Origin of the sequence: Roseateles sp., assembly GCF_965229315.1 — a bacterium.
Classification (GTDB): domain Bacteria; phylum Pseudomonadota; class Gammaproteobacteria; order Burkholderiales; family Burkholderiaceae_C; genus Pelomonas.
In genome coordinates, this window is record NZ_CBDDJA010000002.1 from 2,796,711 (window position 1) to 2,812,579 (window position 15,869).

Sequence of the window (15,869 nt, forward strand, 5' to 3'; positions counted from 1 at the left end):
GAATCCGGCAGAGTGCTTCAATCTCAGCCAACTTTCAACATCGCCACGCCCATGAGCCAAACCAACCGCCAAATCCTGCTCGCGTCCCGCCCCAAGGGCGAGGTCAGCGCCGACAACTTCCGTCTCGTGGAAACGTCACTCGCGCCGCTGGCGGATGGCCAGGTGCGCGTGCGCAACCACTTCCTGAGCCTGGACCCGTACATGCGCGGCCGCATGAACGACAGCAAGAGCTACGCGGCGTCGCAGGCGCTGGACGAGGTCATGATCGGCGGCACCGTCGGCGAGGTGGTCGAGTCGCGCAACGCCAACTTCAAGGTCGGCGACAAAGTCGTCGGCATGGGCGGCTGGCAGGAGTTCCAGACCGTCGACGCCACCCAGCGCGGCGTGCTGCAGAAGGTCGACACGACGCACATCCCCCTGTCCGCCTACCTCGGCCCCGTCGGCATGCCCGGCGTGACGGCCTGGTACGGCCTCGTGAAGATCATCAACCCCAAGGCCGGCGAGACGGTCGTCGTCAGCGCCGCCAGCGGCGCGGTGGGCTCGGTCGTGGGCCAGCTCGCCAAGGCGCGCGGCGCCCGCGCGGTGGGCCTGGCCGGCGGTGCGGACAAGTGCCGCTATGTCGTCGAGGAACTGGGCTTCGACGCCTGCATCGACTACAAGCAGCACGCCGACGTGCGCTCGCTATCGGCCGCGCTCAAGGCCGAGTGCCCGAACGGCATCGACGGCTATTTCGAGAACGTGGGCGGCATGATCCTGGACGCCGTGCTGCTGCGCGCCAACGCCTTCAGCCGCGTCGCCATGTGCGGCATGATCTCCGGCTACGACGGCCAGCCCATCCCGATGGCCGCGCCGCAGCTCATCCTGGTCAACCGCATGAAGGTCGAGGGCTTCATCGTGTCGGAACACATGGACGTCTGGCCCGAGGCACTGAAGGAACTGGGCGGCCTGGTCGCCACCGGCAAGCTCAAGTACCGCGAGTCCGTCGCCGACGGCATCGCTGCCGCGCCCGAAGCCTTCATGGGCCTGCTCAAGGGCAAGAACTTCGGCAAGCAGCTCGTCAAGCTCCTCTGATGCCGGCGTCCCTGAGCTGGACTTGCGTCCCGTTCGCGGACCTGCAGGTGCAGCAGCTCCACGACGCGCTGGCGCTGCGCTCGGAGGTCTTCGTCGTCGAGCAGCAGTGCCTCTTCCTCGACATCGACGGCATCGACCCCAAGGGCCTGCACCTGCTGGGCCATGACGACGCGAGCCGGCTCGTGGCGTATGCGCGGCTGCTGCCACCGGGGGTGAAGGCGCCCGAGGTCGTCATCGGCCGCGTCGTCACATCGCCCGCCGCACGCGGCACCGGCGCCGGCCAGGCGCTGATGCGCGAGGCGGGCCTGCAGTGCGAGCGCCTGTGGCCCGGCCTGCCGGTCACGCTGCATGCGCAGGCGCGGCTGGAACGCTTCTACCAAGGGCATGGCTACGTCACCGTGTCCCAGCCCTACGACGAAGACGGCATCCCCCACATCGAGATGCGCAAGGAGACCCCCCAATGAGCAAAGCACAAACCGCCGTCATCACCGGCGCCGGCTCCGGCTTCGGCCTGGAGGCCGCGCGCATCGCCGCGAAACGCGGCATGAACCTCGTCCTCGTGGACGTGCAGGCCGATGCACTGGAAAAGGCTGCCGCCGAATTCACCGGCGTCGAGGTGCTGTCGCGCGTCGTCGACGTCGCCAAGGCCGATCAGATGGAAGCCCTGGCCGACGCGGTGCAGCAGCGCTTCGGCGCGCCGCACTTCGTCTTCAACAACGCCGGCGTCGGCTCGGGTGGCCTGATCTGGGAGAACGCGCTGAGCGACTGGGAGTGGGTCATGGGCGTCAACGTGATGGGCGTCGTGCACGGCGTGCGCCTGTTCACGCCCATGATGCTGGCCGCCGCCAAGGCCGACCCCGCGTACTCGGGCCACATCGTCAACACGGCGTCGATGGCCGGGCTGCTGGTGCCGCCGGTGTCCGGCGTCTACAACGTCAGCAAGGCCGCCGTGGTGGCGCTGACCGAGACGCTGCACCACGACTTGCGCCTGGTCACCGAACAGGTCCACGCCTCGGTGCTGTGCCCCTTCTACGTGCCCACCGGCATCAGCCAGAGCCACCGCAACCGCCCCGGCGACCTGCCCGGCAGCAAGCCCACCACCAGCCAGATCGTCTCGCAGGCCCAGACCGACAAGGCGGTGTCGTCCGGCAAGCTGACCGCGGCCGACGTGGCCGCCATGGTGTTCGACGCCATCGACCACGACAAGTTCTGGATCTTCAGCCATCCCAAGGCGCTGGCCGGTGTGCAGACGCGCATGGAAGACGCCATGCTGCTGCGCAACCCGACCGACCCGTATGCATCCCGGCCGGACATCGGCGACGCGCTGAAGGCCAGGCTGCGCGCGGACTGACCCGCGGGACAATCGGGGGATGAGTTCCCCCGATTCCATCGCCGTCATCGGCGGCGGCCCCGCCGGCCTGATGGCCGCCGAGGTGCTGGCCGCCGCCGGCCACGCCGTCACCGTCTACGACGCCAAGCCCAGCGTGGGCCGCAAGTTCCTGCTCGCCGGCAAGGGCGGGCTGAACCTCACGCATTCCGAGCCGTTCCAACCCTTCCTGGGCCGCTTCGGCGCGCGCGCCGCGCTGATCGAACCGCTGCTGCGCGGCTTCGATGCCGACGCGCTGCGCGCCTGGGCCGCCGCGCTGGGCGTGCAGACGTTCGTCGGCACCTCGGGCCGCGTGTTCCCCACCGACCTGAAGGCCGCGCCGCTGCTGCGTGCCTGGCTGCACCGGCTGCGCGCCGCGGGCGTGAAGTTCGCGATGCGCCACCGCTGGACGGGCTGGCACGAAGACGGCGCGCTGCGCTTTGCCACACCCGACGGCGAACGCCTCGCGACGCCGCGCGCCACGCTGCTCGCGCTGGGCGGTGCGTCCTGGCCGCAGCTCGGCTCGGACGGCGCCTGGGTGCAACTGCTGGCGCCGCATGGCGTGGACATCGCGCCGCTGCAGCCGGCCAACTGCGGCTTCGACATCGGCGCCACGGCTGCGCATCCGGCCGGCCCCGGCTGGAGCGAACGCTTTGCCGCCGAGTTCGCCGGCCAGCCGGTCAAGCCGGTGGCTCTGGCCACCGAAGGCTTCACGAGCCGCCCGGGCGAGTTCGTCATCACGGCCAGCGGCATCGAAGGCTCGCTGGTCTATGCCGCCAGCGCCGCGCTGCGCGAGCAGATCGCCCGCGACGGCCGCGCCACGCTGACGCTGGATCTGCTGCCGCAACTGACGCCCGAGCGCGTGCTGGCCGACGTGAAGCACCCGCGCGGCAGCCGCTCGCTGTCGTCGCACCTGAAGAGCCGGCTGAACCTCGGCCCACTGAAGCTGGGCCTGCTGCACGAGCTGCTGACGCGCGAACAGATGCTCGACGCGGCGCAGCTCGCCGCCGCGCTGAAGGCGCTGCCGCTGACGCTGCACGCGGCCCGCCCCGTGGCCGAGGCCATCAGCACGGCCGGCGGCGTGCGCTTCGAGGCGCTGACCGACGGCCTGATGCTCACCGCGCTGCCCGGCGTGTTCGTCGCTGGCGAGATGCTGGACTGGGAGGCGCCCACCGGGGGCTATCTGCTGACGGCCAGCTTCGCCAGCGGCCGCGTGGCCGCCGCCGGCATGACCCGGTGGCTGGATGGCCTGGCCACCTGAGGCCGCAGCGGCTGTGGCGAGCCGCCGCTGCACTCAGCGCCCGGGGGGCGGGCCGAGCTGCGCTTCGAGCTGGGCGACGTCCTTGCCGAGCTCGGCCAGGTAGCGGTCGCGCTCCTCGCTGCGCCATTCGGCATCAGAGAAATTCTTGATCGCGTAGTTGCCGCTGCGGTGGACCACGCCCTCGCGGGGCGCCAGCATCGCGCGGTCGGGGAAGGCGTCCGGCAGCAGCAGGAAACCCTGCAGGTCGCGCAAGCGCAGCGGCATCGCGGGCGCGGCGTCGCGCAGCAGCTTGCCGAACACGCACAGCCGCGCCACCTGCGCGCCGCTGCCCAGCTCGTCGTTGAAGGTCACGAGCGCGAACGGCTCGCCCCGGGCGTCGTCCACGCGGGCACTGACGACGTAGCGGCCGGGCTGCCGCACGGTCAGGCCGACGACGAAGTCCAGCGAGCCGTCAGCCACGCGGTCGCTGATGGCGCCCCACTCGGCCGGCACACCCGGCTGGTAGACGACGTCGAAGTTGACGACGCCCTGGCGCCCGTCCTGGCTCAGCGTCACCTGCAGCCGCACGGTGCCGGCGAAGTCCGCGAACGCGGTGCGCGACGGCTGGAACTGCGCGCTGTAGACGCCCTCGCTGCCCACAAAGTCCAGCGCCAGCTGCGGCCGGCCGGCGGCCTGGCGCGGGTCCGGCAGGTCGAACGCGACCGCACGCGTGACCAGCAGCGGCAAGGTCTGGCCGGCGTCGTCCTGCGCGCTGACGCTGACCTTCACGATCTCGTCGCCACTCATGAAGACGCGGTCCTGCGTGGTCACGATGCGCACGCCGGGCACGGCTGCCCGGGTGCCGGGGAAGCGCAGCGGCAGCCGCTCGCGGATGGGCGCGAAGGGCCGCACCTGGTCCGGGTGCTCGGCGATGGGACGGGACTCGTGCGGGTAGCGCGTCTGCTCGCGGTAGGTGTCCAGCGTCACGCGGGCGCGCTCCAGGCGCTGCAGCAACTGCTCACGCTGGCCCAGGCGTTCACGCAATGCGGCGTCCGTGAACGGCGAGCCCGACGGCCGGGATGCCGCTGCCGCCGGCGCCTGCGGCAATGCCAGGTGCGCGGCCGGCGCTGCGGCGGCTGCGTCGGCCGGTGCCGGCGCACGGGCCGGCCAGGCCCACCAGGCGATCAGGCCGGCCAGCGCCGTGCCGGCCAGCCAGGGCCAGGGCTTCACTTGGCGTTGTTCACCATGTCCTGGCGCACCAGGCCCACCGTGCCCTGCCAGTTGCCGTTGGTGTAGTGGTTGTAGGCCTCGGCGTCGTCACGGAAGACGACGGAGTGGTTGCTCCACTTGGGCGTGCCGCCTTCATTCGCCGCGGTCCCCAGCGTCAGGTCGTTGCACAGCCAGTCGCTGGGGTTGCAGTAGCTGCCGCCGCCCGAGCCGGAGACGCCGCCGCTGGAGTGGTAGGCCACGGCTTCGTCGTCCTGGCCAGGCAGCACGAACGAGTACAGCGTGCCCTTGGCCCCCGCATACATGTAGAACATCTTGGCGCGGGTGTTGTTGTGGTCGTACAGGGCGCGCGCGGTACCGGTCTTGAGGTCGGCCACCAGCGGCTCGGAGAGCGCCCAGTCGCCCGCGTTGGCCAGCTCGCTGCCGCCGGCGGCGCCTGCGGCCACGTCCACCCACTTGATGTTCCAGCCGGTCTGCGTCGTGCCGTCGCTGTTGGCGCAGGCGCCGTCGCTGCCGGGCGTGGCGTTCTTCTTGTAGCGGGCCGTGCCGCCGTACAGGGACAGCGTGTAGCCGATCATCAGGTTGCCGGCGCTGTGGGTGGCCACGTAGCACCAGTTGGTGCCGGTGCAGTAGCAGTCCAGCGCGTTGCGCACGAGGTAATTCTTGTCGGAGATGTGGCTGTAGCCATCCCAGTTGACGGCCTTCTTGTTGACGCCGGCGGCCGTGCCGGCGGGGCCCCAGTAGGTGAAGTCGGCGTAGTTGCCGGCGACACCGCCACCGGTGCGGCCGTTGATCCACAGCGAATAGTTGGTCGCGAAGGAGGCCCCGGCCACCACCACGAGCGCTGCACCGACCACCATCAGGAACCGGCGTGACATGCCTTGTGCCATCTTTGTCTCCATTGACGTCTTGAAGTTTTCATCGGGACTGCGCGGGCGACTTTAGGAACGCCCCCCGCCATGGCGAACCCGCGGTAACCCGCAGAAATCACGAAACCCGGGAACCTTGCCAGGGTGGCGGCTCGCGGACCGCCCCTAGACTGAAATTCCCTTCAACGGCCCGCCCACCTCCGCCATGCACCGGCGCCATTTCCTGCTGTCGCAAGGTCTCGCGCTGGCGGCGGCCACCACGGCGGCGCAGCCGGTGCCGCCGCCACCGCGACTGACGCGCGTGGTCATCGGCGCCGAGGACGACTGGTACCCCTACTCCGGAGAGCGCGAAGGCCGCGCCCAGGGCATGACGGTGGACCTCGTCACTGCCGCCTTCGCGGCCATGGGCGTGGCGGTGAAGCTGGAACTGCTGCCCTATGCCCGCTGCATGGCGCAGACCCGCGGCGGCGCGCTGGCCGCCTGCTTCAACACGACGCGTACCGCGCTGATCGAGCACGACTACCTCTGGCCCGCGCGGCCCATGTTCAACGAGCGCTTCCTGATCTATGCACGCGCCGATGACCCGCAGGCCGGCCCGCCGCTGCAGGTTCGCGACCTGGAGGGGCAGCAGGTGGCCGTCACGCGCGGCTACGAGTACGGCAGCGAGTTCGACGCCAACCCGCGCATCCGGCGCGTCGTCACCGGGCACGACGAGAACAACTTCCAGCTGCTGCTGCGCGGGCGGGCCCGCTACACGCTGGCGCCGGAGGCCAACACCCGCCTGCTGCTGCAGCGCCGCCCGGAGATGGTCGGCCAGTTCAAGGTGGTGGGTGCGCTGAGCTTCTTCGGCATCTACACGACGTTCTCGCGTCTGCATCCCGACGCGCCAGCGGCGCTGGCCGCCTTCGACGAAGGCATGAAGCTCATCAGCGCCAACGGCGTGGCCAAGGCCATCCAGGAGCGCTGGCGCGGGCCCGGGCCGGGCCGCTGACGCCCGCTGGCAAAATCGCGGGCTTTGTCCCGCGCCGAATGCCGCATCCGAGGGCCCCGTTTTGGATCAGTTGATCGTTTCCCAGATTGCCGCCGAACTGAAGGTTCGGCCCGCCCAGGTGCAAGCCGCCGTCGAGCTGCTGGACGGCGGGGCCACCGTGCCCTTCATCGCCCGCTACCGCAAGGAGGCCACCGACGGCCTGGACGACATCCAGTTGCGCGAGCTGGACGCCCGCCTGGCCTACCTGCGCGAGCTGGCCGGCCGCCGCGAGGCCGTGCTCAAGAGCATCGCCGAGCAGGGCAAGCTGACGCCCGAACTGGAAGCCGCCATCCGCACGGCGCCGACCAAGCAGGAGCTGGAAGACCTCTACCTGCCGTACAAGGTCAAGCGCCGCACCAAGGGCCTGATCGCCCGCGAGGCCGGGCTGGAGCCGCTGGCGGACAAGCTCTTCGCCGACCCGGCGCTGACGCCGCTCGACGAAGCCGCCGGCTTCATCAACGCCGAGGCTGGCTTTGCCGACGCCCACGCGGTGCTGGACGGCGTGCGCGACCTGCTCTCCGAGCGCTGGGCCGAGGATGCCGTGCTGGTGGGCAAGCTGCGCGAGTGGTTGTGGGCCGAGGGGCTGTTCCAGAGCAAGCTGATGGATGGCAAGAGCCCCGACGTGCCGGACCACGCCAAGTTTCGCGACTACTTCGACTACGCCGAGCCCATCCGCACCGTGCCCTCGCACCGCGCGCTGGCCGTGTTCCGCGGCCGCACGCTGGAGCTGCTGGACGCCAAGCTGGTGCTGGACGAAGAGCCGGTGGCCGGCCAGCCGACGCTGGCGGAGGGCCGCATCGCCTCCCACCTCGGCTGGCGCCATGCCAACCGCCCCGGCGATGCGCTGATCCGCAAGACCGTCGGCTGGACGTGGAAGGTCAAGCTCTCGCTGAGTCTGGAGCGAGATTTGTTTGCGCGTCTTCGGGAGTCTGCCGAAGCCACCGCCATCAAGGTCTTCGCCGAGAACCTGCGCGACCTGCTGCTGGCCGCGCCCGCCGGCAAGCGCGTCGTCATGGGGCTGGACCCGGGCATCCGCACCGGCGTGAAGGTGGCCGTCGTCTCCGACACCGGCCGCGTGCTGGACACGGCCACCGTCTACCCGCACGAGCCGCGCCGCGATTGGGACGGCAGCCTGCACACGCTGGCCAAGCTGTGCGCCACGCACGGCGTCAACCTGATCGCCATCGGCAACGGCACCGCCAGCCGCGAGACCGACAAGCTCGCCGGCGAACTCATCAAGCGACTGCAGGCGCTGGACGCCAGCGTGCAGATCGAGCGCGTCGTCGTCAGCGAGGCGGGCGCGTCGGTCTACTCGGCGTCGGAGTTCGCGTCCAAGGAGCTGCCCGACCTGGACGTGTCGCTGCGCGGCGCCGTGTCCATTGCCCGCCGCCTGCAGGACCCGCTGGCCGAGCTGGTCAAGATCGACCCCAAGAGCATCGGCGTGGGCCAGTACCAGCACGACGTGAACCAGAGCGAGATGGCGCGCGCGCTGGACGCCGTCGTCGAGGACTGCGTCAACAAGGTGGGCGTGGACCTGAACACGGCCTCGCAGGCGCTGCTGGCGCGCGTGTCGGGCCTGTCGGCGTCGGTGGCGAGCAGCATCGTGCGCTGGCGCGACGCCCACGGGTCGTTCAGCAACCGCCAGCAGCTGCTGGACGTGGCGGGCCTGGGCCCCAAGACCTTCGAGCAGGCTGCGGGCTTCCTGCGCATCCGCGGCGGCGACAACCCGCTGGACCTGTCCGGCGTGCACCCGGAGACCTATCCGCTGGTCGAGAAGGCGCTTGCCTTGCTGAAGCGCTCGGCCGCTGAGATTGTCGGACGCAGCGAGGTGCTGCGCACCTTGAAGCCCGAGCTGCTGGCCGACGACAAGTTCGGCCTCATCACGGTGAAGGACGTGCTGGCCGAGCTGGAAAAGCCCGGCCGCGACCCGAGGCCTGACTTCAAAGTCGCCCGCTTCAACGACGGCGTGGAAGACGTGAAGGACTTGCAGCCCGGCATGCTGCTGGAAGGCACGGTCAGCAACGTGGCGCAGTTCGGCGCCTTCGTGGACCTGGGCGTACACCAGGACGGGCTGATCCACGTCAGCCAGCTCGCGCACAAGTTCGTCAGCGACGCCCGCGAGGTCGTGAAGACCGGCGACATCGTCAAGGTGAAGGTGCTGGAGGTGGACCTGGCGCGCCAGCGCATCTCCCTGACGATGAAGCTGGATGCCCAGACGCCGCGCGGTCCCAAGCAGGACAACAGCTTCCGCCCGGCGGCACGCAACGAGCGCCCAGGCGGCGGCTCGCGCGACGCCCAGCCGACCGCGGGCGGCGCCATCGCGGCGGCTTTCGCCAAGCTACAGACCAAACGCTGAACCACCGCCGCACTGACCTTCGGCACCGTCACGCGGCGCTGCCATGATCGCGCCCCGCACCACCGGCCGTCGGTTGACGCCCCGGAATCGGCAACTGGTCGCAACGCCGCTGCACCGCGACCGCCTGCTGGCTATGGTGCGCGCCGCATCGAACCCTCGGAGTCCCCCTTGAAAAGCCCCACCCTCGCCTCGCTGCTTCTGCTCTGCCCCGCCCTGGTCCTGGCGCAGCAGGAGGTCGACCGTGCCGCCACGTCGCCGTCGCCCGCCAACCAGCTCGAACGCGTCTCGGTGACGCGCCAGCAGAACGACACCGACCTGCGACGCCGCGAACCCGTCGCCAAGCAGTTGTACGGCCGCGAAGAGCTGGACAAGTTCGGCGACACGCAGCTGTCCGACGTGCTCAAGCGCCTGCCCGGCATCAACGTCTCCGGCGGCCAGTTGCGCATGCGCGGCCTGGGCGGCGCCTACACGCAGATCCTCGTCAACGGCGAGCCCGCGCCCCCGGGATTCAGCCTGGACAACCTGAACCCCGCGCAGGTCGAGCGCCTGGAAGTGACCAAGGCGCCGACCGCCGACCAGAGTGCGCAGGCCATCGCGGGCACGCTGAACATCATCCTGAAGGATGCGCCGCGCATCGTGCAGAAGGACTTGCGCGTGGGCCTGTCGTACGCCAACGAGAAGCCGGTCATCAACGCCGGCTTCACCTATGGTGACCGCACGGTGGGCGGCCTCGGCTTCGTGTTGCCGATCTCGGTCTACCAGTGGCATTTCAAGAACGAGCAGGACGGCGAGCGCCTGTCCAGCGCCACGGCGCTGCAGCCGCGCCAGCATGTCGGCAGCGAAGGCTATGACCGCGCCTTCGGCCGCGGCATCAACATCTCGCCGCGCCTGAACTGGAAGCTGAACGACGACGAGACACTGACGCTGCAAGGCTTCTTCGTCAACAACCGCTTCCGCAACGAGGGCGAGACGGCCTACACCAAGCTGCCCGACAGCGATGCCTCGTACACGCCGCGCAGCCTGTTCGAGACGACGCACAACCGCGGCACGTTCTCGGCCGAACGCGTGAACCTGCAGTACAACAACCGCTTCAGCGAAGACCGCCGCATCGAGCTGAAGGCCGGTGCCGGCTCCGGCGGCGCGGACTTCAACTTCGACCTCGAAGGCCGCGGCGGCACGGTCCCCATCTCGCGCGTGACGACGGGCAAGAACCGCAACCACAACGCCACGCTGTCCGGCAAGTACAGCCAGTACGCGGGCGAGGACCACACGGTCACCGTCGGCGCCGAGTTGGAGCGCCGCGTGCGCGACGAGAACCGCCGCACGTTGGAGAACGGCGTCGAGCTGCTGCCCGGCATCGAAGGCCAGCCGTTCAACGCGACCCTCACGCGCACCGCGTTCTACGCGCAGGACGAGTGGGAGATCAACAAGCAGTGGTCGGCCTACTTCGGCGTGCGCCACGAGGAGCTGAAGACCGACAGCGAAGGCAGCCGCGACATTGCCGGCAGCAGCGACTTCAGCAGCAAGAGCTCGGTCACCACGCCGCTGCTGCACCTGAACTTCAAGCCCGACCCCAAGGGCCGCGACCTGGTGCGCGCCAGCCTCACGCGCAGCTACAAGGCGCCGGACGTGCAGCAGCTCATCAACCGGCCGTCCATCAACACGACCGCGCCGCTGGCGCAGGGCAACACACGCACGACGCCCGACCGCGTCGGCAACCCGGCCCTGAAGCCCGAGCTGGCCACGGGCCTGGACATCGCTTACGAGAGCTACCTGCCGGCGGGCGGCCTGATGTCGGTGGGCGTGTTCCACCGCCGCATCACCAACCTGATCCGCACCAGCGAGCCGACGCTGCAGACGGTGACCTGGGCGCCCACGCAGCGCTGGGTGCTGACGCAGGTCAACCTCAGCAAGGCGACCACGCAAGGCCTGGAGCTGGAAGTCAAGGGCCGCGCCGGCGAGCTGTTCCCCAGCCTGTTCGACCCGGCCACGGCGCTGAGCCTGCGCGCGTCACTGAACCTCTACCGCTCCAGCGTCAGCGACATCCCGGGCAACAACAACCGCCTGGAGGGCCAGCAGCCGTGGCAGTTCAACTTCGGTGCGGACTATCGGCTCAAGAGCATGCCTCTCAGCATGGGCTTCAGCGCGCAGATCGCGCCGCGCTTCGACGTGCAGCAGAGCCTGCTGCAGAGCCAGGCGACGCTGGCCAGCCGCTCACTGGATGCGTTCGCAGCGATGCAGCTCAGCAAGCAGGACAGCGTGCGCGTCAGCGTCAACGGCCTGTTCCAGCCCAAGCAGGGCACGCTGCTCACGTACGCCAACCTGCCGGACTTCAACCTGAACGAGCGCCAGCCGGTCGCCTGGTGGGGCATGAACTGGGAACACAAGTTCTGAACGTTCGCGGCGTCCCGCCTGCGCCCTGCGGCGCAGGCGGCCTCGGCTATCTTGTCGGGCCATGACTACCGCCGCCCTTCAAGTATTTGCCGGCCCGGTCGCCCGGGCGCGGCTGGCCGAGCGCGGTCTGCGCGCCGAGGACGTCGGGCTGATCCCGGCGGCCGCGGGCGGCCCCAAAGGGCTGATCCTGAACGGCCTGGACCGGCAGCTCTTCGGCGACTGGCTGCCGCAGAGCCGCCAGACCGTGCATCTCGTCGGCGCCAGCATCGGCGCCTGGCGCATGGCCACGGCAGCACTCGCGCACCGCGACGTGGCCGATGCGTTCAACGTGATGGCCGAGGCCTACGTGACGCAGGAGTACGACGTGCTGCCCGGCGAGAAGCGCCCGCGGCCTGAGGGCGTGAGCCAGCGGTTCGGCGAAATCCTGGCCGGGATCTTCGAAGGCCGCGAGGCCGACGTGCTGACGCACCCGCGCTTTCGCCTGCACGTCATCACGTCACGCGGCCAGAACAAGGGCTTGGGCCTGCTGGCTCGCGAGGGCAGGCTGCGCACGCCGCTGGGCTACCTCGGCGCCTTCGCGGCCAATGCGCTTGCGCGCCCACTGCTGGGCCGCTTCCTGGAACGCGTCGTCTTCTCGGACCCGCGCGACCGGCTGCCAATCAAGCTGAACGACTTCACGACGCGCGAGGTGCACCTGTCGCGCGCCAACCTGCGTGGCGCGCTGCTCGCGAGCTGCTCCATCCCGTTCTGGCTACAGGCGCAAGCCGACCTGCCCGGTGCGCCGCGCGGCGCCTACTGGGACGGCGGCATCACCGACTACCACCTCCACCTGGACTACCGCGGGCTGCAGCCGCTGCAGGCACCGCTGGTGCTGTACCCGCACTTCCAGCGGCAGCTCGTGCCGGGCTGGCTCGACAAGGCGCTGAAGCACCGCCACCGCTCGACCGCCTTCCTCGACAACGTCGTGCTGCTGTGCCCGTCCCCCGAGTTCATCGCAACGCTGCCCGGCGCCAAGCTGCCGGACCGCAATGACTTCATGACGCTCGACGCCGACGTGCGCCGCCGCCGTTGGCGGGTGGCCGTGGCCGAAAGCCAGCGATTGGCCGACGAGTTCATGGCGGCGTGCGACAGGCCCTCTCTCGCCAGCCTGGCGCTCTGAGCTGAAACGCGCCGGCGAGCATGACGCTTGCGCCGGGCCAGGCTGCTGCTGTGTCGCAAGGCCTGACCCCCTAGGTCGCGCAGGACTAGGGGTTTCCTCGTCAACTCGTTACGTAAATTTTTGTTTTACTTACGGTTGTCAAAAACGTGACTATTTAACCCATGCGAGCTTGATGTTCGCGAAAAGGAGTTGACATGGCTTCCATCCTCAAACGCCTGCTACCCCTCACTGCTGCGCTGGCACTCGCTGGCGTGACGGGCGCGGCGCAGGCGACCGTCACGGTCTACACCTCGCTCAGCAGCTTCCTGGCCGCGGTGGGCACCACGGGCACTGACACCTTCGCCGGCCTCAGCATCACGGGCACGACGGCGACGCCGATCAACCGCACCGCGGGCGCGTTCTCCTATGTCGGGACGGTGATCAACAACACGCCGACCGCAACCGGCACGCACACCTTCTTCGGTGGCGGCACCACGGCCGATCCGTTCCTGGCCACCAACATCGCTGGTGACGGGATGTCGTTCAGCGGCTTCTCGGCAGGCGTTGTCGCCGCAGGGGGCAACTTTTTCGCGTCAAGCGCCGCCGGCCTCTACACGGCGGGCAGTGTCACTGTGACGGCGACGGATGCCAGCGGCACCATCACGCAGGTGATCACGCCGACCAGCATCACGGCCGGCAGCTTCCTGGGTTTCGTGTCGACAACAGGCGTGACCTCGTTCACGGTGACCTCGGTCATCGCAGGTGCGTCCATCTGGCCCAGCGTGGACAACCTGGTGCTGGCCACGGCGGTGCCCGAGCCTTCCACGTACGCCATGCTGCTGGCCGGCCTGGGGCTGACGGGCTTCGCGGCTCGCCGCCGTCGCGCCTGACCTGCTGCATCGCACTGCAAGAGCCGCCCGCCCGGGCGGCTTTTTCGTTGTGCCGAGAGCAAGAGCGCGCTCGTTCTCCCTACAATCGCCGCTCCCAGCAATCAACAAGGGCGAGAAAGGCATGACGGTTATGACACCGCGAACTACGACAGTCACTCCCACCCGGGTTTAGTCGCCGCGGCCTGCTCACGTCTCATCCTTCCCCAAGACAAAAGCGCGGCAACGGCCGCGCTTTTTTTCGTTTGCTATTCGGAGTTTTGAAATGATCTCGATTCAATTGCCTGACGGTTCCAAGCGCGAGTTCGACGCGCCCGTCACGGTGGCCGGTGTGGCCGCCTCCATCGGCGCCGGCCTGGCCAAGGCCGCCCTCGGCGGCAAAGTGGACGGCAAGGTCGTCGACCTGTCGTACGTCATCGATCACGACGCCCAACTTGCCATCGTCACGGAAAAGGACGCCGACGGCCTGGAGCTGATCCGCCACTCGACGGCCCACCTGCTGGCCTACGCCGTCAAGTCGCTGTACCCCGACGCCCAGGTCACCATCGGTCCGGTCATCGAGAACGGCTTCTATTACGACTTCGCCTACAAGCGCCCGTTCACACCCGAGGACCTGGCCGCCATCGAGGCCAAGATGACCGAGCTGGCGAAGAAGGATGAGAAGGTGCAGCGCCGGGTGTTGCCGCGCGACGAGGCCGTGGCGCACTTCAAGGCCATGGGCGAGGCCTACAAGGCCGAGATCATCGAAAGCATCCCGGCCGACCAGGACGTGTCGCTGTACGCCGAAGGCGCGTTCGAAGACCTGTGCCGCGGCCCGCACGTGCCCAGCACGGGCAAGCTCAAGCACTTCAAGCTGATGAAGGTGGCTGGCGCCTACTGGCGCGGCGACCACCGCAACGAGCAGCTGCAGCGCATCTACGGCACGGCCTGGGCGACCAAGGACGACCTGCAGAAGTACCTGACGATGCTGGAAGAGGCCGAGAAGCGCGACCACCGCAAGCTCGGTCGCGAGCTGGACCTGTTCCACATCGACGAGCACGCGCCTGGCGTGGTCTTCTGGCACCCCAAGGGCTGGACGGTGTGGCAGGAGGTGGAGCAGTACATGCGCCGTGTCTACCGCGACAACGGCTACCAGGAGGTCAAGGGCCCGCAGCTGCTCGACAAGACGCTGTGGGAGGCCTCGGGCCACTGGGAGAAGTACAAGGACAACATGTTCACGACGGAATCGGAGAAGCGCGACTACGCGCTCAAGCCGATGAACTGTCCCGGCCACATCCTGATCTTCAAGCACGGCGTCAAGAGCTACCGCGACCTGCCGCTGCGCTTCGGCGAGTTTGGCCAGTGCCACCGCAACGAGCCCACGGGCGGCCTGCACGGCATCATGCGCGTGCGCGGCTTCACGCAGGACGATGGGCACATCTTCTGCACGGAAGACCAGATCCTGCCCGAGTGCGTGGCCTACACGGCGCTGCTGCAGAAGGTCTACACGGACTTCGGCTTCACCGACATCATCTACAAGGTCGCCACGCGCCCGGACGCCCGCATCGGCTCCGACGAGGTTTGGGACAAGGCCGAGCACGCACTGATGGAAAGCCTGCGCGCTTCCGGCGTCGAGTTCGAGATCGCCCCGGGCGACGGCGCCTTCTATGGCCCGAAGATCGAATACACGCTCAAGGATGCGCTCGGCCGCCAGTGGCAATGCGGCACCATGCAGGTCGATTTCTCGATGCCAGGCCGCCTGGGTGCCGAGTTCGTCGACGAAGACGGCCAGCACAAGCACCCCGTCATGCTGCACCGCGCCATCGTCGGCAGCCTGGAGCGTTTCATCGGCATCCTGATCGAACAGCACGCCGGCGCGCTGCCCGTCTGGCTGGCGCCGACGCAGGTCGTTGTCGCCAATATCACGGACGCGCAGGCCGATTACGTGTCTGAAATTGTGAAATCGCTGCAAAAACAAGGGCTTAGGGCCTCGGCCGATTTGCGCAACGAGAAGATCACCTATAAAATCCGCCAGCATTCCATGCAAAAGCTGCCGTACATCCTCGTCGTAGGTGACAAGGAAAAGGCGAATGGCAGCGTTGCGGTACGCGCCCGTGGCAACCAGGACCTCGGCGTGATGCCCCTGCAGGACTTCCTCAACCGGATCTCCGCAGACATCACCCACAAGGTCTGAAAGCCTTTCGGGCGCGATTTGTTTTGTTTGGGCCCCTCGCCTTGGGGCCTGTTGAAAGGTCTACACCATCGCTACGTTTGCCGACCGTCGTGCGATTCCGGAGCGCAAGCACCGGTTG

The 15,869-nt window shown here is 68.9% G+C and carries 12 protein-coding genes; 10 read left to right on the top strand and 2 right to left on the bottom strand.

Annotated elements, in window-relative coordinates:
* Positions 1–51: 51 nt before the first annotated feature.
* From ACO07H_RS17845 to ACO07H_RS17860, 4 genes are read left to right on the top strand one after another with little or no spacing between them, the layout of a single operon-like run.
* A complete protein-coding gene (locus tag ACO07H_RS17845; RefSeq protein WP_422016583.1) occupies positions 52–1,071 on the top strand; it encodes an NADP-dependent oxidoreductase in 1,020 nt (339 codons plus the stop codon).
* Positions 1,071–1,535 carry a GNAT family N-acetyltransferase gene (locus ACO07H_RS17850; RefSeq protein WP_422016585.1) on the top strand — a complete coding sequence of 155 codons (465 nt, stop codon included), beginning with the start codon at positions 1,071–1,073 and terminating at the stop codon, positions 1,533–1,535. Before ACO07H_RS17845 ends, ACO07H_RS17850 begins: the two co-directional genes overlap by 1 nt.
* Positions 1,532–2,422 carry an SDR family oxidoreductase gene (locus ACO07H_RS17855; RefSeq protein WP_422016587.1) on the top strand — a complete coding sequence of 297 codons (891 nt, stop codon included), beginning with the start codon at positions 1,532–1,534 and terminating at the stop codon, positions 2,420–2,422. Before ACO07H_RS17850 ends, ACO07H_RS17855 begins: the two co-directional genes overlap by 4 nt.
* A gap of 19 nt (positions 2,423–2,441) precedes the next feature.
* Positions 2,442–3,698, top strand: a complete 1,257-nt coding sequence (locus ACO07H_RS17860; protein ID WP_422016589.1) for a TIGR03862 family flavoprotein — start codon at positions 2,442–2,444, stop codon at positions 3,696–3,698.
* Positions 3,699–3,731: 33 nt separating this feature from the next.
* Here the strand turns inward: ACO07H_RS17860 and ACO07H_RS17865 are convergent, their stop codons facing one another.
* Both ACO07H_RS17865 and ACO07H_RS17870 read right to left on the bottom strand, forming a co-directional pair.
* Positions 3,732–4,907: a hypothetical protein gene (locus tag ACO07H_RS17865; RefSeq protein WP_422016591.1), complete on the bottom strand. Its 1,176-nt coding sequence runs from the start codon at positions 4,905–4,907 to the stop codon at positions 3,732–3,734.
* Entirely contained in the window at positions 4,904–5,782 is an 879-nt protein-coding gene (locus tag ACO07H_RS17870; protein ID WP_422016593.1) for a hypothetical protein, read from the bottom strand. The genes ACO07H_RS17865 and ACO07H_RS17870 overlap by 4 nt, the downstream gene beginning before the upstream one ends.
* Positions 5,783–5,978: 196 nt before the next feature.
* Here ACO07H_RS17870 and ACO07H_RS17875 point away from each other — a divergent pair, with 196 nt between their 5' ends.
* From ACO07H_RS17875 to thrS, 6 genes are all read left to right on the top strand, one after another.
* Positions 5,979–6,764, top strand: a complete 786-nt coding sequence (locus tag ACO07H_RS17875) for a substrate-binding periplasmic protein (RefSeq protein WP_422016595.1) — start codon at positions 5,979–5,981, stop codon at positions 6,762–6,764.
* Between the two features lie 70 nt (positions 6,765–6,834).
* On the top strand, positions 6,835–9,159 hold the full coding sequence (locus ACO07H_RS17880) for a Tex family protein (protein WP_422016597.1): 2,325 nt from the start codon (positions 6,835–6,837) through the stop codon (positions 9,157–9,159).
* A 168-nt stretch (positions 9,160–9,327) separates the two neighbouring features.
* The gene (locus tag ACO07H_RS17885) at positions 9,328–11,553 is read left to right on the top strand and encodes a TonB-dependent receptor plug domain-containing protein (RefSeq protein WP_422016599.1); all 2,226 of its coding nucleotides are present in this window, start codon (positions 9,328–9,330) and stop codon (positions 11,551–11,553) included.
* Positions 11,554–11,614: 61 nt separating this feature from the next.
* Positions 11,615–12,712 carry a patatin-like phospholipase family protein gene (locus tag ACO07H_RS17890; protein ID WP_422016601.1) on the top strand — a complete coding sequence of 366 codons (1,098 nt, stop codon included), beginning with the start codon at positions 11,615–11,617 and terminating at the stop codon, positions 12,710–12,712.
* 194 nt (positions 12,713–12,906) lie between these two features.
* Positions 12,907–13,581: a PEP-CTERM sorting domain-containing protein gene (locus ACO07H_RS17895; RefSeq protein ID WP_422016603.1), complete on the top strand. Its 675-nt coding sequence runs from the start codon at positions 12,907–12,909 to the stop codon at positions 13,579–13,581.
* A gap of 262 nt (positions 13,582–13,843) precedes the next feature.
* On the top strand, positions 13,844–15,751 hold the full coding sequence (gene thrS, locus ACO07H_RS17900; protein ID WP_422016605.1) for a threonine--tRNA ligase: 1,908 nt from the start codon (positions 13,844–13,846) through the stop codon (positions 15,749–15,751).
* Positions 15,752–15,869: the final 118 nt, after the last annotated feature.

Excerpts from the sequence above, each read along its gene's own strand:
- ACO07H_RS17850 (WP_422016585.1), top strand. The coding sequence starts at position 1,071 with ATGCCGGCGTCCCTGAGCTGGACTTGCGTCCCGTTCGCGGACCTGCAG.
- ACO07H_RS17895 (WP_422016603.1), top strand. The coding sequence starts at position 12,907 with ATGGCTTCCATCCTCAAACGCCTGCTACCCCTCACTGCTGCGCTGGCA.
- ACO07H_RS17845 (WP_422016583.1), top strand. The coding sequence starts at position 52 with ATGAGCCAAACCAACCGCCAAATCCTGCTCGCGTCCCGCCCCAAGGGC.
- ACO07H_RS17860 (WP_422016589.1), top strand. The coding sequence starts at position 2,442 with ATGAGTTCCCCCGATTCCATCGCCGTCATCGGCGGCGGCCCCGCCGGC.
- thrS (WP_422016605.1), top strand. The coding sequence starts at position 13,844 with ATGATCTCGATTCAATTGCCTGACGGTTCCAAGCGCGAGTTCGACGCG.
- ACO07H_RS17870 (WP_422016593.1), bottom strand. The coding sequence starts at position 5,782 with ATGTCACGCCGGTTCCTGATGGTGGTCGGTGCAGCGCTCGTGGTGGTG.
- ACO07H_RS17875 (WP_422016595.1), top strand. The coding sequence starts at position 5,979 with ATGCACCGGCGCCATTTCCTGCTGTCGCAAGGTCTCGCGCTGGCGGCG.
- ACO07H_RS17855 (WP_422016587.1), top strand. The coding sequence starts at position 1,532 with ATGAGCAAAGCACAAACCGCCGTCATCACCGGCGCCGGCTCCGGCTTC.
- ACO07H_RS17890 (WP_422016601.1), top strand. The coding sequence starts at position 11,615 with ATGACTACCGCCGCCCTTCAAGTATTTGCCGGCCCGGTCGCCCGGGCG.